General features: G+C 72.6%; 6 protein-coding genes and 1 pseudogene. 4 read left to right on the top strand and 3 right to left on the bottom strand.

The genetic code is table 11. From position 1 onward, the window contains the following. Positions 1-71: 71 nt before the first annotated feature. The 3 genes from IE239_RS35850 to IE239_RS35840 are packed head-to-tail and all read left to right on the top strand — an operon-like array spanning position 72 to position 14315. Positions 72-4064 carry a non-ribosomal peptide synthetase gene (locus IE239_RS35850; RefSeq protein WP_229878581.1) on the top strand — a complete coding sequence of 1331 codons (3993 nt, stop codon included), beginning with the start codon at positions 72-74 and terminating at the stop codon, positions 4062-4064. Continuing rightward, positions 4061-13396 (top strand): non-ribosomal peptide synthetase, encoded by a 9336-nt coding sequence (locus IE239_RS35845; protein ID WP_190153666.1) that lies wholly within the window; start codon positions 4061-4063, stop codon positions 13394-13396. Before IE239_RS35850 ends, IE239_RS35845 begins: the two co-directional genes overlap by 4 nt. A gap of 46 nt (positions 13397-13442) precedes the next feature. Then, entirely contained in the window at positions 13443-14315 is an 873-nt protein-coding gene (locus IE239_RS35840; protein ID WP_190153665.1) for a TauD/TfdA dioxygenase family protein, read from the top strand. A gap of 53 nt (positions 14316-14368) precedes the next feature. Here IE239_RS35840 and IE239_RS35835 read toward each other — a convergent pair whose 3' ends face one another. Together IE239_RS35835 and tnpA are read right to left on the bottom strand one after the other, a co-directional pair. Then, positions 14369-14824 (bottom strand): MFS transporter, encoded by a 456-nt coding sequence (locus IE239_RS35835; RefSeq protein WP_190153664.1) that lies wholly within the window; start codon positions 14822-14824, stop codon positions 14369-14371. 198 nt (positions 14825-15022) lie between these two features. Then, positions 15023-15468, bottom strand: a pseudogene (gene tnpA / locus IE239_RS35830) (IS200/IS605 family transposase). Between the two features lie 25 nt (positions 15469-15493). Between tnpA and IE239_RS35825 the strand changes: the two are divergent. Beyond that, positions 15494-16717, top strand: coding sequence for an RNA-guided endonuclease InsQ/TnpB family protein (locus IE239_RS35825; RefSeq protein ID WP_190153663.1), 1224 nt, complete (start codon positions 15494-15496; stop codon positions 16715-16717). 56 nt (positions 16718-16773) lie between these two features. Here IE239_RS35825 and IE239_RS35820 read toward each other — a convergent pair whose 3' ends face one another. Continuing rightward, positions 16774-17712, bottom strand: a complete 939-nt coding sequence (locus IE239_RS35820) for an alpha/beta hydrolase (RefSeq protein ID WP_190153662.1) — start codon at positions 17710-17712, stop codon at positions 16774-16776. Positions 17713-17781: the final 69 nt, after the last annotated feature.

Here is a 17781-nt window from a genome sequence, read left to right as displayed (position 1 = left end):
GACGTCAGCCTGATACTCCGGGAGCGCGGGAACTGATTTCCGCCGCGTTCTCCTCTCGTGAAGGGTAATCCTTGTCCTTACCCCGAATCGCAGTCAGTAGTCATTCCGGCGAAGAGACGAAATCCGTTCCTCTGTCACTGGCGCAGGAACGGCTGTGGGTCACGGCGCGCATGGACGGAGACGCCGGCGCCGCCTACAACGAGCCGATGTCTTTCGATATCCGGGGCCCGCTCGACCGGGACCTGCTCATCAAGGCACTGCATCTGCTGGCGGCCCGGCACGAGGCGCTGCGCACCCGGCTGGTCCCCTGCGAGGGGTCGGCCCTCCAGGTCGTCGATCCGCCGGACACGGGGTTCCCGGTGACCTTCGAGGATCTGACGGGGCTGCCGGACGGGGCCGAACGGTTCACGCGTATACGGCGGGAGGTGGAGGGCACCCCGTTCCGCCTGGGCGAGGAGCCCATGGCACGGGGCTGCCTGACAGCGCTCCGACCGCACCATCACGTGCTGATCCTGGTGGTGCATCACATCGTCTTCGACGGCTGGTCCCGCTCCCTGCTGCTGAGAGAGCTGGGCCTGGCCTACTCCGCGCTTCAGCGGGGGCAGGACGTCCTGCTGCCCGAACTGACCTGGCAGTACAGCGATTACACGCGCTGGCAGTGGGAGTGGATGTCCGGGGACGAGCCCGCCCCGCACGCCGACTACTGGACCTCCGCACTGGCCGGCGCCCCCGCCGTCACCTCCCTGCCAGCCGATCGGCCCCGCCCGCCCGAACAGGACTTCCGCGGCGACCGGTTGCCCATGACCGTCGACGAGGACCTGACGCGGGCCCTGCGCGCACTGGCTTCGGACAACGATGTCTCCCTCTACGCGACCGTCCTCACCGGCTGGTCCCTGCTGCTGTCCCTGCTCTCCGGTCAGGACGACGTCGTGGTCGGCTCCCCCACGTCGAACCGCCGGCGCGGGGACGTCGAGGGACTGATCGGCTTCTTCGTCAACACCCTCGCCCTGCGCGCGGATCTCTCCGGCTCGCCCAGTGTCAGGGAGGCCCTGAAGCGGGTGAACCAGCGGATCCGCGACGCTCTCACACACGTCGACCTCCCGTTCGAGCGAGTCGTCGAACTGGTCAACCCACCGCGGAGCCCCGCCTGCACGGCCCTGTTCCAGACCATGCTCGCCTGGGTCCCCTCCATGCGGAGGGAACTGGAACTCCCCGGTCTGGAGGTCGAGTTGCGGGACGACTTCGCCCATGTACCCGCGAAGTTCGACCTGGTCCTGGCCCTGGCCGACGAGGGCCCGCGCCTCACCGGGGAGATCGACTACGCGGTGGCGCTCTTCGACCGGGCGACGATCGAACGGTGCGTACGTCAGTTCCTCCGCGTGCTGCGTCTGATGACCGAGCAGCCCGATGCCCGGATCGCCGACCTGACCCTGCTCGACGAGGACGAGCAGCGGGCGCTCCTCGCCGCCTTCAGCACAGGGCCCGCCGTGGCCGGCCCGGCGTCGGCGGGGGTGCTGGAACGCTTCGCCGCGCAGGTCGCGCAACGCCCGGGTCAGTGTGCGGTGGTGGCCGACGACGCGGAGCTGGACTACGCGACGCTCGACCGCCGGGCCGACCGGCTCGCCCATGCGCTGATCGCCCGCGGCGCCGGTCCCGACCGGGTGGTGGGCCTGCACGCCGGACGCACGGCCGAACTCGTCGTCGGCGTGCTGGGGATCCTGAAGTCCGGAGCCGCCTACCTGCCCCTCGACCCCGGCCAGCCCCAGGAGCGGCTCGCCGCCATGGTGAGCGACGCCGAACCGGTCGTGGTGCTGACCGACCGCAGGAGCGTCGCGGACCACGACGGACAGCTCTGGGAGCCGCTGGCGAAGGTGGAGGCGGAGGGGACGCACGCCGAGGCGCCGCCCGTCGACACGGACCGGACCCGTCTCGCCTACGTCATCTACACCTCGGGATCGACCGGCCGGCCCAAGGGCGTGGCGGTGACGCACGGCAGCGTCGTCAACCTCCTCGACCACTGGCACGAACTCATGGGGGACGCCCCCGGCGAGGCGTCGTCGGCGTGGTCGAGCATCGGCTTCGACGCGTCGGTGCACGAACTGCTCGTCCCCCTGACCACCGGCGCCGTGCTCCACCTGGTCCCCGACGAACTCAGGGGAGATCCGCGGGCGTTGCTGGACTGGATGCGCGAACGCAAGGTCACCCAGGCCTTTCTGCCCCCGTCCTATGTCCTGTGGATCGGCGAGGATCCGGCCGCACGCCTCGCCGGATCGAGCCTGCGTCAGCTTCTCACCGGGGTGGAATCCCTGCCCGAGAGCACCCTGCACCGCATGCGTGAGCTGCTGCCGGGGCTGCGCATCTGCTTCGGCTACGGCCCGACCGAGGCCACGCTCTACTCCACCGCCTACACCGACCCGCAGCCCTACGACCGGCCGTGTCCCATCGGACGGCCGCTGCGCGGCACCCGCCTGTACCTGCTCGACGACCGGATGCGCCCGGTACCCGTGGGAGTTCCCGGAGAGGTCTACCTCGGCGGGGCGAGCCTGGCCCGTGGATATCTGAACCGGCCCGACCTCACCGGTGAACTCTTCCTGCCCGACCCGTTCGTCCCCGGTGAACGCCTCTACCGCACGGGCGACCTGGCACGCTGGCTGCCCGACGGCAACGCCGAGTACGTCGGCCGCCGCGACGAGCAGCTCAAGCTGCGCGGTTTCCGCATCGAGCCCGGCGAGGTCGAGGCGGCTCTGCTGGCGGTGCCCGGGGTGCGGGAGGCCGTCGTCCTGGCCGATCGCGAGACGCCCGGCGGCCCCCGTCTGGTCGCCGGTGTGGGATGTGACGCCGAAACCCCACGGATGCCGTACGAGTGGCGTGCGGCCCTCAAGGACCGGCTGCCGGACTACATGATCCCCGCCGTGGTGGCCGAGTTCCCCCGCCTGCCGTTGAACCGCAGCGGCAAGGTGGACCGGGCACAGGTGCTGCGCGCCGCGGTGGGAGCACGAGCGGGGTGGGTCAACACGGCCGCGCCCCGTGACCATGTGGAGATGGCGCTGTACCGGGTCTGGCGCGAGGTGCTGCTGCACCCGAACATCGGCATCGGCGACAACTTCTTCGAGCTGGGCGGCACTTCGATATCGGCGATCAAGATGGCGTCGGCCGTCCAGGAGGAACTCGGCGTCGCCCTGCCCGTCCGGGACGTCCTGCTGCACCCCACCATCGAGGCGCTCGCCGAGCGGGTGCGGGGCGACGGAGATGCCGCGCGGTCCGCGGAACACGGCAGCCTGGTGGAGTTCCGTGCGGGCCGCGGCCGACAGCGCGTGGTGTGCGTGCACCCCGCCGGCGGCACCGCGTTCTGCTACCTGCCGCTGTCCGCCGAACTGGCCGATGACATCGGTGTCATGGGACTTCAGGCGCCGGGCATCAATCCCGGCGAGTCCACCCTCGCCGATGTCGGAACGATGGCCGAGGAGTATCTCCGGCTCGTCGGTCCCCGCGCCGACGAGGCGCTGGTGCTGTGCGGGCTCTCGTACGGCGGTCTGATCGCGTACGAGATGGGACGCCGCCTGGTGGCGGCCGGACACGAGAAGGTGAGCGTCGTCCTCCTCGACACCCACGGCGCCCGCGACGACGAGCAGCGCGCCGCGGTCGCGCCGGTCGGCATGGCGGAGTTCCGGGAGAAACTGGTGCGCTTCAACGGCATGTACCCGGGCATCGACGACGAACAGGTGGCCCGGTACCTGAACGTCTACAACCACCACCGCGCGACGGCGCGCGACTACGTCGTGCCCGTATCCCCCGCCCGCGTCGTGCTGATGCAGGCGACAGCCGTGGAGGACGAGGACACGGACGCCGAGGACGCCGCCGGTCTACGCGCGTTCTGGCGGCGCCGGGTCAGCGGTGAGTTCGTCGTCGAGCCGGTCGCCTGCGGCCACTGGGACATGCTGGAGAGCGACGAACTGCCCCGCGTCGCGGCCGTCCTCACCGCCGAACTGCACCGGATGACATCCGCCTCCTGCCGGAGCGAGACGGAACGCACGACACCTTCAGGCACGTCGGAGGCACGATGAAACCGCGCGTCGAGACATCCCCCGCCGACGCGGCCGGGGACCTGGCCGCCCCCGCCGGGACAGCCCTGGAGATTCACCGCCGAGCCCTTCGCACCCCCCACGCCGAGGCGGTCGTCGACGGCGAGGTCGGCCTCGACTACGCGATGCTGAACGTGGCGGCGGCCATGGTCGCCGAGGAGCTGCGGCGCCGGGGCGTCACCGCGGGACAGGCCGTGGCGGTGGCCCTGCCGCGGTCGTGGCGGCTGGTCTGCGTGATGCTGGGCATTCTGCGGCTGGGGGCGCAGGTCGTTCCCCTCGACACGCAGAGCCCCGCCGAACGCCGTCACTTCATCCTCCACGACTGTGCCGCGGCCGCCCTGGTCCACGAGACGACCGAGAGCGTCACCGGACTCCCTCAGGACGTGCAGGCGTTCGCCGCGGACGCCCTCGTGCCCGGTCTCCCGGACGCCGTCGCCGTCGGCGTGCCGGTCGAGGCGCCGTCCGCCCCCGCCGAGGTGTCCTTCCTGTTCTACACCTCGGGAACGACAGGACAGCCCAAGGGCGTCGAGGTCCGGGACGCCGGAGTCCGGCGGCTGGCGGAGCCCGGCTACATCCGCGTGGAGCCCGGTCTGCGCTACGGCTGCCTGGCCAATCCGGCGTTCGACGCGCTGAGTTTCGAGGTCTGGGTCCCCCTGCTGACCGGTGGCTGCTGCGTGATCCTGCGCGAGGCGGACGCGCAGAGCCCCGAGCGGCTCGCCGCGGCGCTGCGGCACGAGCGCGTGGACACCGTCTTCATCACCACGGCGCTGTTCGACGCGATGGTCACGGCCGTGCCGGACTGCTTCGCGTCGGCCGGTGAGGTTCTCGTGGGCGGTGAGCAGCTCGACCCGCAGGTGATGCGCCGCTGGTACCGGGACAACGCCGAGAGCGGCACGCGGCTGTTCAACGTCTACGGGCCGACGGAGTCCACCACGTTCGCCCTGTTCCATCCGATCCCGCGGGACTTCGACGGGGACGTGGTGCCGATCGGCCGGCCCCTGCCGCAGACCGGTGCGGTGCTGGTCGTGCCGGGCCAGGAGCGGGTCGCCGCGCCCGGAGAGGTCGGCGAACTCCTGTTGAGCGGAGCGGGACTCGCCGCCGGATACCGCAACCTCCCCGAGCTGACCGAGCGGCTCTTCGTGCGGCTGCCGTGGCTGGACGGTGGCGAGAAGCGGTACTACCGCACCGGTGACCTCGTGCGGGCCGACCACGCGGGACTGGTGGAGTACGTCGGACGAACCGACCGCCAGGTCAAGGTCCGCGGCTTCAGGATCGAACCCGGCGAGGTGGAACGGCGCGTCCTCACCCACCCGGCGGTCCGGCGGGCCCACGTGTGCACGCGCCGCGCGGGCCGGGAGGGGCCGAACGAACTGCTGGCGTTCGTGGTCCTGCGGGAGCGGCTGTCCTACGAGGAGTTCGACAGCCACCTGACGGCCCGCCTGCCCGTCTACATGCGGCCCCATCAGATCCACCTCGTGGCCGAGCTGCCGCTCAACGCCAACGGGAAGGTGGACGGGGCCGCCCTGCTGCGGCAGGCCGGCCCGCCCTGGCGGCCCGCCGCCCCGGACTCCGGCGGACCCGCCGCGACGGAGACGGAGCGCCAGGTGGTCGAACTGGCCGAGGAGATACTCGGCGTCACCGGTCTCGGGCTCGGCGACCGGTGGATCGCCTGCGGGGGCGACTCGTTGAAGGCACTCCGGTTCTGCTTCGCCGTGCGGCGGCGATGGGGCCGCGAGCTGTCCCGGGCTGCCGTCCTGCACGGCGACCTGGCCGCCGTCGCCCGACTGCTCGGCATGGTCCGGCCCGGTGAGGAGAGCGCCTTGCCGGCGCCGGTGGTCTCCGGCGCCCGCTCGGCGCCCGCCACCAGCGAACAGCAGCGGCTGTGGCTGCTGCAGCGCCGTACCCCTGGCTCCCTGGCCTACTCCGTCAACCAGGTCTTCCGTGTGGACGGCCCCGTCGACACCACCGCCCTGCGGCGCGCGTTGCGCGCTCTGGTGGCCCGCCACGAGGCGCTGCGGACGGGCTTCGGCCTCGGGCCCGACGGCCTGGAGCAGACCGTCGGCGAGCCGTACGACCCCTGGCACGAGCCCGGCCCCCGGCAGACCTGGGACGAGGAAGAAGCGCACGCGTTCGCCGGCGTCTTCTTCGCCGAGCCCTTCGATCTCGCGATCCCCCGGATGCTCCGGGCCTGCTGGCTGCCGCGTGACGGCGGCGGCACGCTCCTGCTGCACCTGCACCACATCGCCGTGGACGGCTGGTCGTTGAGCATCCTGCTGCGCGACCTGTCGGACTCCTACGCCGGCGCCGGCCGGCACGAGGCGCCCGCTCCGACGCCGCTGGACTTCGCCGTCTGGCAGAGCGACCGGTTCGCGAGCCCGGCCTACCGGGCGCAGCGCGATGAACTCCTCGCGTTCTACCGGGGATCGGAGGAGGCGCAGGAGCCGTTGCCCGGCCGGGAGGCGGGCCCGACGGCACGGGCGCGCCTGCTGCACACGTCGCTCGACGTGGTTCGGCGGTCCCGGGTGGACCAGCTGTGCGCCGAGTTCGGACTGACCCGGTTCCAGATCCTGCTGAGCGTGTTCTCCTGGTCCCTGTACGGGGTGACCGGCCTGGTCCGGCCGCGCATCGCCGCCCCGGTCGCGGGCCGTCCGGTGCGGGAGTTCGAGAACAGCGCGGGCATGATGGCGAACACCGTGCTGCTGCCGCTGACCGTCGCGCCCGGTGAGGACCTGCGCTCCCACCTCGCCCGCACCGGCACCGACACGGGACAGGTACTGGGACGCCAGGACGTGGCGCTCGCGGACGTCCTGACCGGCTGGGAGTCCGTCGGCGACGGCACGCCGTTCGACTTCCTGTTCGTCCTGGAGAACACCGACTTCGGGGCGCTGCGGCTGCCCGGCTGCGCCCAGCGCCCCCTGTGGTGGGCTGCGCCGGAGGCCAAGTGCCCGATGACGGTCTCCGTGGTCGAGCATGCGGACGGACTCGACGTGCTGTGGGAGTACGCCGAGGACCGGTTCGCCGCCGAGGACGTGGAGGCGATGGCGGAGCTGTTCCGGCGGGGTGTGGACGCGCTCGCGGCCGGTGGCCGCTCCACCGCCCGTGAACTCGTCGTCCCCTACCGGCGGTCGCTTCCGGAGCACGGACGCGGACCCGCCCCGGAACCCGGCTTCACCACGATCGCCGAGGGATTCGGCCGGCAGGTCGCCCGTACTCCGGACGCCCCCGCCGTCGTCACGGCCGACGGCGACGCCCTGAGCTACGCGGACCTGGACGCCCGTGCCGCGGCTCTCGCCGCGGAACTGGCCGACCGCTACCCGGTCCCGGCCGACGGCAGCCCCTGCCGGATGGCCCTGTACCTGGATCCCTCCGCCGAACACGTGGTGGCGCTGCTGGCACTGGCGAGGCTGAACGTGACCGCCGTCCCCCTCGACCCCTCCTACCCGGCCGACGTGCTGCGCCGCGTCCTGGAACAGGTCGCACCGCTGTGCGTCCTGACCACCCGGGAGGGCACACCGGCGCTGGACACGCTGCTCCCGGACGGCGTGGTGCGCCACCTCCTCGTGCCGGCCGACCCGGCGCCGCGCAAGGGCGACGGCACGAGTGCGCCGTACGACGCGTCCACGCACGGCCGGCGCACGGCCGCCGTGCCGGCGCACGACGGCGCCCGCCCGCTGTACATCCTGTTCACCTCAGGCTCCACCGGCGTCCCCAAGGGCGTGCAGATCCACGACCGCACCCTGTGCGACCTGATCAGATGGCAGTCCGGTCCCGGCGGCCTGACCGCCCCGGCGGCCACCCAGCAGTTCTCGATGCTGGCGTTCGACGTGTCCTTCCAGGAGATCTTCGGGACCCTGTGCACGGGCGGCAGCCTCCGGCTCGTCCGTCCCGAGTGGCGTCAGGACCCGCCCGCGCTGCTGAACCGGCTGGACTCCGCGGGCGTCGAGCGGATCTTCATGCCCTACGTGGCCCTCCACCTGCTCGCCGAGTACGCCGTCCGTCTGGACAGGTATCCCTCCCGGCTGCGCGAAGTGGTCACCGCGGGCGAACAGCTGGTGTGCACCGACAGCATCCGGCGCTGGTTCGCCGGACTCCCCGGCGCGCGCCTGTTCAACCACTACGGGCCGACCGAGACGCATGTGGTGAGCTCCCTGTGCCTGGCGGGAGATCCGGCGCGGTGGCCCGAGCGGCCCGCCATCGGACGCCCGGTGGCCGGCGCCGATCTGCGTGTGGTGGACGCCCAGGGCGACCCGGCGCCGCCGGGGTGCACCGGCGAGCTGCTGATCGGCGGCACCATGACCACCCGCTGCTACCTCGACGGATCCGCGTCCGAGGACACGCGATTCGTCGAGATCCCCGGCGCGGGACTGTTCTACCGCAGCGGTGACCGGGCGTTCTTCGACTCCGGAGGACTGCTGCACCACGCGGGCCGCGACGACCAGCAGATCAAACTGAGCGGGCACCGGCTCGAGCTCGGCTCCGTCGAGGCGGCCCTGCTGCGCCATCCGGCCGTGGTCAACGCCGTCGTCACCCGTGACGGCGACCGGCTGACGGCCGGCCTGGAAGTCCGTGGCGAAGCGCCGTCCGCCGACGACCTGACCGCGCATCTGTCCGCCCTTCTCCCGTCCTACGTGCGGGTGGACCGCTTTCGCAGGCTGGCGAGACTGCCGCGCACCCCCAGCGGCAAGCTGGACCGGCAGGCGGTCGTCCGCGCGCCGGGGGAGGAGATACGGCGTCACGCGATCGCCCGCACGCACCTGTCGCCCCTGGAAGAGCAGCTCAGCGCCGCCTTCGAGGAGGTCACCGGGTCGGTGATCGCACCGGACCGGACCTTCTTCGAGGCGGGGGCGTCCAGCCTCGCCCTGATGCGCTTCCACCTGCGCTGCACCACGGCACTCGGATTACGCTTCCGCGTCGCGGACCTCTTCGAGCACGTCACGGTCCGCGCGCTGGCCCGCCACCTCGACGCCCCGCGGCCCCTCGCGCCGCAGCCCCTCGCCCCGCCGGCCGCGAAGGACGGCGGGCCCACCGGACCCGGCGAGCCGATCGCGGTCGTCGGCATGGCGGTACGGGTACCCGGGGCCGCGGACCTGGCCGCCTTCTGGGAGCTGGTGGTGTCCGGGGGCACCGGAATCCGCCGCTTCGACGCACCGGAGGGAGTCGTCGGCGCGCACAGCACGCTCGACGGCATGCTCGACTTCGACCCGGGCCACTTCGGCATCAGCCCCCAGGAAGCGCGCCTGATGGACCCTCAGCAGCGTCATCTGCTGATGGCGGGCGTGCAGGCCCTGGCGCACGCCGGTGTGGGCGACACCTCGGCCGCACGGGTGGGCCTGGTGGCCGGCGCCGGGGAGAACACCTACTTCCAGTCCCTGCTGCGCGAAGCGGACCCCGACCGGCTGCCGGACGGCTTCCAGCTCGCCCTGCACCACGAGAAGGACTTCCTGGCCACCAAGGTGGCGTACCACCTCGGGCTGACCGGCCCCGTGTTCAGCGCCCAGACGGCCTGCTCCAGCTCGCTGGTCGCCGTGCACCTCGCCTCCGGACTGCTCCGGCAGGGCGAGGCCGACGTGATGCTCGCCGCAGGAGTGCTCGTCGACCCCGCCCTGGTCGGCGGCTACCGCTACCGCCCTCAGCACATCTTCTCCGCGGACGGCGACTGCCGGCCCTTCAGCGACGACGCCACCGGCACGGTCGGAGCGAGCGGCGTCGGCGTCGTGGTCCTCAAGACGCTGCGGCAGGCACGGCGCGACGGCGACACCGTCTACGCCCTCGTCACCGGCTCCGCGATCAACAACGACGGTGCGGCGAAGATGAGTTACACCGCGCCGTCCCTGTCCGGGCAGCGGGAGGTGATCCGGACCGCCCTGTCCCGCGCCGGACGCACGGGCGCCGACCTCGGCTATGTGGAGGCCCACGGCACCGGCACCCGGCTGGGCGACCCGATCGAAGTGGGGGCGCTGCGCGAGGCGTTCGACGTGAGCGAGTCCGGCCGCTGCGCTCTGGGTTCCGTCAAGAGCCAGCTCGGCCACCTGGGCGCGGCCGCCGGTGTGGTGGGCCTCGTCCGCGCCGTCCTCTCCGTGTACCACGGGACGCTCCCGCCCACCCTCAACTTCCGTGCCTTCAACCCGGAGATCGGCCCCGATCCCACTCCGTTCCACGTCCCGGCCGAGGCCATGCCCTGGCCCGGGGGACGCGAACGGGTGGCCGCGGTCAGCAGCTTCGGCATCGGCGGCACCAACGCCCACGTCATCGTGGAGCAGGACACCGCGCCCGCAGCGGAGGCGGCCCGCGAGGCGCCCGCGTGCCTGGTGCTGTCGGCGGCCGGCGCGGACGCCCTCGCCGCCGACGCCGCCCGGATCGCCGACTACCTCCGTCTGCACCCGGAGCAACACGGGTCCGTGCTGCGCCATCTGCAGTCCGGGCGGGCCGCTCGGCGCCTGCGGGCCGCGGCACCCGTGACGGACGCCGCCGCGGCCGAGCACTGGCTGCGCGCGGTGGCCGCCGGGGCGGTGCCGCTCGGCGCCTCGGACCCGGACGCAGCCACGGTCTCTGCCGCCGGCCGCACGGCCCACGACCTCGCTGCGGACTGGGTCGCCGGACGCCCCGTCGACTGGGGCGCGGGCTCCGCTCCGGCGCCCTGGGACTTCCCGCCCCCGTCGTTCTCCCTGTCGCCGTACGACTTCGAACGGCCGCCCGAGGACCGGCGCGGGGCTCCGGCCGCCGCACCCCGGCGGCTGCCCCGGGAGAACTGGCTGCACCAGCCGCACTGGGTCCGGCTGCGCCGTGCCGCCGTCGCGGACACCGCCGTGCCGGCCGGCGACGCGTCCACCGTGGTCGTCGTGGCCTGCGAGAACACTCCGCTGACGGCACTCGCGCCGTTCCGGGCGGTGGCGTCGCGCGTGATACGGGTCCACCCGGGCCGCGGCTTCGCCCGCGGAGGACCGGACGCCTACGCCGTGGACCCCGTCGATCCGTTGTCCCTGCGCCGGCTGCTCGACGCGCTGTCCGAGGACGGCGTCCCGGTCGCCGCCGGGACGGAGTGGGTGCACGCCCTCCCCCTCGACGTGAGCGGGCCGGTCGGTCCGGGCGCCCTGGAACACGCCCGTCGCGCCTGCCTGGACAGCACGGCGGCCCTGGCCCAGGCGCTGGCCGGGCGGGACGGCGCACCACGGGTGTGGTGGCTCTCGCACGGAGCCCTGCCCGTGACGGGAACGGCAGACAGACCTGAACTGGCTCTTCTCGCCGGGCCGGTCGAGGTCGCCCCTCAGGAGTCCGCCCTGGACGGCCACTGGCTGGACCTCCCCGACGGCGACCTCGCCCGCTGGGCCGGACACGTGGCCTCGGTCGTCGCCGAAGCACGGGCGGCCGGTCGTCCCGGCGGACCGGCGCTGCCCCGCCGGCTCGCGCTGCGCCAGGGTTACTGGTGGCGGCCGGGAACCGTACCGGTGCCGAGGCCGCGGGCTCCGCGGCCCCTCGTCCCGGGCGGAGCGGACACCGTCCACCTGGTGCTCGGCGGCACGGGCGGCATAGGCCGCGCCACCGCCGCCTGGCTGCTCGAACACACCGACGGCCGGGTGCTGTTGCTGTCGAGGAACCCGCGGCTGCCCGAGGAGGTGAACCGATGGGCCGACCGCGTGGGCCTCGTCGAGGCGGATCTCGCGACCACGCCCGTCCACGAAGTGGCGACGGCCGTCGCCGCTCACACGTCGCGGCTGGACGGCGTCGTCCACGCGGCCGGTCTCGGACACGGCGGGCTGCTCGTCCGTCGTGACGCCACGGCGATGCGGGACGCCGCCGCGGTCCGCGAGAGGGGCGCACTCGTCGTCGAGCACCTGATCGGAGCGTTCCGCCCGGCGATCGCGGTCTACTGCTCGTCGATGTCCGCCCTGCTCGGCGGGGTCGGCCAGAGCGACTACGCGGCCGGCGCGAGCCTCCTCGACGGCTTCGCCCACCACCGGGCCGCCGAGACGGAGACGACCGTCCGGATCGGCATCGACTGGGACGTCTGGAGCGAGACCGGAATGGCGACCCGGGTCCTGGACACGGACGGCCGCCATCAGGCCCACCTCGCGGTCGGGCTGACCGTCGAGGAGGGCAAGGCGGTCTTCGGCGACGCCCTGGCCCTGCAACTGCCGCAACTGCTGGTGTCCACGACCGGCATCGAGGACTCCCGGGCGTTCTACGCTCCTGCCGGGACCGCGGAGCGGACCGCACGCTCGGGACCGGCGCACCCGGCGGGCGAAGAGCGGGGAGCCGCGGACGCCGGCGGGACCGGAGAGCGGGCGGAGGCCATGGCCCGGGTGGTCCGGGACCTGTTGGGCGTGGACGAACTGGACCCCGAGGACTCCCTCTACGACCTGGGCGCCGACTCGCTGACCCTGATCAGCCTGATCGCCCGGATCGAGGACGACTACGGCGTCGAGTTCGACCTGGCCTCCTTCAGTCACCGCGTCAGCCTGACGGAGGTCCTGAAACACCTGGAGGCGGCTCTCACCTCGGCCGGGCCCGCCACCGGGGCGGCCGCGGGCGCCTCCGGGGTCGTCCTCGACATCTGGCAGGAGGGCACAGGTCCGGCCGTCCTGTGCCTGGTGCACCCCGTGGGCGGGGACATCCAGGCCTACCGCTCCCTGGTGGCAGCCCTCGGGCCCGCGCCGACGGTGTGCCTCATCGCCGATCCGGCGCTGCGCGACACCGGGATGCCCGCCTGGTCACTGGCCGAGCGGGCCCGTCACTACGACGCGGAACTGCGCCGGCGCTTCGGCGGACCGGCCCACCGGCTCCATCTGGCCGGATGGTCCTTCGGCGCCCGTGTGGCGATGGAGATGGCGGTTCTCGCCGAGTCGGACGGCCGGCCGCCCGAGACGCTCCATCTGCTGGATCCGCCGCCGCCCCGGGCACAGGCGCTGGTCGCCGCCTACGACGAGGCCCAGCTGGAAAGGGTGTTCGCCGCCGAACTCGGCGCCGGGGCCTCCTCGTCGCCGGCCGCGCACGCACAGGCGTACGCCGGGAGGCTGGCCCGCTGCTGCCGCGCGAACCTGCGCAGTCTCGGGGAACATCGCGTACGGCCGCTCGTCTCCGTCCCCGCGTATCTGTGGCTGGCCGAGCACTCCACGGCGGGCCTGCCCGCCCCCGCGGACCCCCGTGAGCTGGACCGGCAGTGGAGGGCCTGCCTGCCCTCGTCCTCCGTCCTGAGGTATCTGCCCACGGACCACTACGGCATCGTCGCGGCGCCCCATGTGGACACCGTGGCCGAGGTCGTCCGCGCGACGCTGGCCCACCCGGGCGCCGGCGCCGACGGGGCCGCCGACCGGTGAAACCCCCTTGTTCTCCGTAATCCCCCGTTCCCCACTGGAGGTTGACATGGAGTCATACGAACGCGCGGCGCTGGAAGCCGTGACCACACGTCCCGTGCGCCCGTACCGCACGCTCACCGTCGAACGGATCACCCCCGTTCTGGGGGCGGAGGTGTCGGGCGTCGACCTGTCGCGGGAGATCCCGGCGGAGCAACTGGAGGAGATCCGGGCCGCCTTCCGCGACCATCGCGTCCTCGTCTTCCGCGACCAGACCATCACGGCCGAGCATCATCAGCGCTTCGCCGCCGCCTTCGGCGAACTGCGCCCCGTCAACCCGCCCCCTCCCGAGGGCGATCCCCACGTCCTGGAGATCCGCACGACGCCGGCCGCGGCGGACGTGGCGGGCAACGGCTGGCACGCCGACGGCACCGCCGACGCCGAACCCTCACTCGGGTCGATGCTGTACATCACGGAGATCCCCGAGCCGGGCTGCGGCGGCGACACCCTCTTCGCCGACATGCACCTCGCCTACGAGATGCTCTCACCGGCCATGCGCGCCCTGCTGGACCCGCTGACCGCGATCCACGACGGCGCGCAGGCCCTGGCGGGGTACACACCGCCCGCGGACTACGTCATCCCCAGGAGCGAACACCCGGTCGTCGCGCGGCACCCCGAGACCGACCGCAGACTGCTGTACGTCAACAAGGCCTACACCAGCCGCATACCGCAGCTCTCCGCGGACGAGAGCCGGGCCGTGCTGGACGTGCTCTTCGACATCGTCGCCCGCAGGCCGGTCCTGCACTGCCGGGTCCGCTGGACCCCGGGCACGCTGGTCTTCTGGGACAACCGGTGCGTCCAGCACCATGCGACGTACGACTACTACCCCTACACCCGCTACGGCCGGCGTGTCGCCATCAACGGCGGTCCCGTCAAGGGCTGACGTCCTGAACGGGTGAGGCGTCCTGCACCGGCCACGGTCCCGGGCCCGGCGCCTCACCGCGCTGCATGATCGCCCCCGGCAGAGGCGCCGGGCCGGGGCCGCCGAGGCAGGCCGAGCCCGAGGAGAGCGGCGAGCGCGACGAGCGCCGCCCCCACGAGCAGCGCGGCGCCGTAACCGTGGACGAGTGCCTCGTCGCCGCCGGAGGAGTCCGCACCGGTGACCGCCGTGGCCACGGCCACCAGTGCGGCCAGCGCCACCGCTCCCCCGATCTGGCGCGACGCGTTCAACAGGCCCGACGCCAGGCCCGCGTGTTCCTCACCCGCCCCGGAGGTCGCGGCGACGGTCAACGGCAGCCCGGACAGGCCGAATCCGGCCATGGCGACGAACGAGGGAACGAAGACCCCCGTCACGTAGTCGCCGTCGAGGTCCAGCAGGGACAGCCAGGCAAGACCCACGACGGTGAGCAGCGCTCCGGCGAAGTAGACGGCACGGTCGCTCAGCCGGTCCATGAGCCGGGGCGGGGACTCGCCGACGCGCTACCGGGATTCATTCGCAGTGCATTGGGCCTTCAGTCCGGTGGTGAAGCGAATCTGATGGTTGCGACGCGGAGCGTCGCCGCGTCTGGTCCGGCGGAGCCGGACACGGCGTGTTCACCACCCGCGGCGCGGAGCGTCGCGAGGCCGGTCCCGGCGGACGCCGGGCGATGCTCACACGGGCCGGTTCCGCTGTTCGATGTACTGCCGGACCACGGTGAGGGGGGCGCCGCCGGCGGTTCCGGCGAAGTAGGAGCCGGACCAGAGGTTGTCGGCCCGCCGGTAGTGGCGTACCAGGTCGGGGAACTCTCCCCCAGCCTCCGGCCGGGAGGTGCCCCCAGACGCAGGCGGCGGGAGGAGACGCCCTTGAGGGAGTTGACCAGTTTGGTCACGGCGACCTTGGGCGGGAAGTTCACCAGCAGGTGGACGTGGTTGTCCTCGCCGTTGAACTCGACCAAGTCGCACGCGAAGTCCGTACACACCGACCGCATGATCTCCTCCATCCGCCTCAAGTGGGCATCGGTGAACACCTTGTGCCGGAACCTGGTCACGAAGACCAAGTGCACATGCATCACGAAAGCACAGTGACGACCAGTTCTGATCTCCTGCATCTCACCCATAACCCAAGTATGTAGCGTGGCCGTCATGCAGCTCCGGTACAGCTTCCGCCTGTACCCGGACACCGGCCAGCAGAAGGCGTTGGCGAAGGCGTTCGGGTGCGCCCGCGTCGTGTTCAACGACGCCGTGTACGCGCGCGAGAGCGCCCGCAAGGCCGGGAAGCCGTTTCCGAAGATCGGCGAGCTGTCCACACGGCTGATCACCCAGGCGAAGCAGACCGTGGAGCGGTCCTGGCTGGGCGAGGTCTCCGCGGTCGTGCTCCAGCAGTCCCTGCGCGACGCCGAGACCGCCTACAACAACTTCTTCGCCTCCCTCAAGGGCACCCGCAAGGGGCCCGGGACGGGTGCGCCGCGGTTCAAGTCCCGCAAGGACACCCGTCAGTCGATCCGGTTCACCGCGAACGCCCGCTGGAAGATCACCGACAGCGGACGGCTGAACCTGCCGAAGATCGGTGCGGTGAAGGTGAAGTGGTCCCGGACCCTGCCCGCCGCCCCCACCTCGGTCACCGTCGTCAAGGACTGCGCCGGGCGGTACTTCGCCTCCTTCGTCATCGACACCGACCCACATGCGGATGCCGGCCGGATGCCCGCCACCGACCGCACCATCGGCATCGACCTCGGCCTCACGCACTTCGCGGTCCTGTCCGACGGCACGAAGATCGACCCCCCGCGCTTCCTTCGCCGCGCGGAGAAGAAGCTGAAGAAGGCTCAGCGGGAGGTGTCCCGCAAGCAGAAAGGCTCGAAGAATCGCGAAAAGGCCCGGCTCAAGGTCGCTCGCGCCCACGTCAAGGTCACCGATGCCCGCCATGAGTTCCACCACCAGCTCTCCACACAGCTGATCTCCGAGAACCAAGGGATCGCCGTGGAGGACCTGTCGGTGGCGGGACTGGCACGCACCCGGCTGGCCAAGTCCGTCCACGACGCCGGCTGGGCCTCATTCGTGAACATGCTGGAGTACAAAGCACAACGGTACGGACGGACTCTGATCAAGATCGGCCGGTTCGAGCCGACGAGTCAGGTCTGCTCCACCTGCGGCGTCAAAGACGGGCCCACACCCCTCAACGTCCGGGAATGGACCTGTACCGCCTGCGGCACCGTCCACGACCGGGACATGAACGCCGCGATCAACGTGAAGACGGCCGCCGGACTGGCGGTGTCGGCCTGCGGAGCGCCGGTAGGACCAGAACTCGTTCTGGCACAGCGCGAGGAAACAGGAAGCCACGGATTCCCGACCGAACCCCGTGCCGCGTAGCGGCACAGCAACGATCGAGAAGGCCAGAATCCTCGGGCTTCAGCCCGAGGAGCAAGTCAACGACCGGCATCCGGGCCTGCGGGCAGGGGGAGCAGGGCGTCGGCGAGGTAGCCGACCGAGAGACGGACGACGGCGTCGACGTCGGCGCAGCCGTCGAAGCCGTGCCCGGCGCCGGGCACGGGCTCGAGCCGCACGTCGGCGCCGGCCGCGCGCAGCCTCTGGGCCAGCAGCTCGCTCTGCGCGTAGGGCACGACGTCGTCGGCCGTGCCGTGCACCAGCAGAAACGGCGGGGCGCCGGGGGCGACATGGGCCACCGGGCTGACGGCGGCCCGCCCTGCGGCGTCGACGCCGTCGAGGAGGACGTCCAGCGGGGGGACGAGTTCCTCGGGCCCCAGGCGGGCGGCGACCTCGGGCGGAAGCGCGAACTCGGGCATCGTCTCTGCGGAGGCCACCCCGTACCAGTCGACGACGACGTCGACCGCGCTCGACGGGCCGGTGACACCGACGTTCCCCTCCAGTTCGGGCCGGTCGGCGGTGAGCGCGACCAGCGCGGCGAGGTGGCCGCCGGCCGACTCGCCGCCGATGCCGATCCGGCGCGGGTCGATCCGCAGCCGGTCCGCGTGGTGGCGGAGCCAGCGCACGGCCGCCTTGGCGTCGTGCAACTGCGCGGGGAAGCCGCTCTCACGGGCGTGGCGGTACTCGATCGTCGCCACGGCCAGCCCGGCCGCCAGCAGCTCGTCGAAGAGCTGGTCCGGTCGCAGGCCCGGGGGCAGCAGCCGCCGGTTGCCCGACATCCACGCTCCGCCGTGCACCCAGACGACCAGCGGCGCCGGGCCGGCCGTGCCGGGGACCCACAGGTCCAGCTCGAGTGCCCGGTAGCCGGGCACCGCCGCGTAGACGGCGCCGGCGTAGTGGTGCGCGCCGTCTCGGCGCCGGGTGGGCTCGGGCGGCGTCAGCCAGCGGGCCAGGAAGTCGTCGGTCCGGGCCTCGGCCATCGGTTCTCCCTCTCGGAGTCGGTTGTTCGACAGCGGCCGTGCGCCACTGGTGCCGCGCTTTCCGCCCGG

Origin of the sequence: Streptomyces humidus, from assembly GCF_014649655.1 — a bacterium.
In the GTDB taxonomy this organism is placed as follows: domain Bacteria; phylum Actinomycetota; class Actinomycetes; order Streptomycetales; family Streptomycetaceae; genus Streptomyces; species Streptomyces humidus.
Note: the sequence above shows the minus strand (reverse complement) of the source record. Positions and strands in the feature narration are given on the sequence as shown.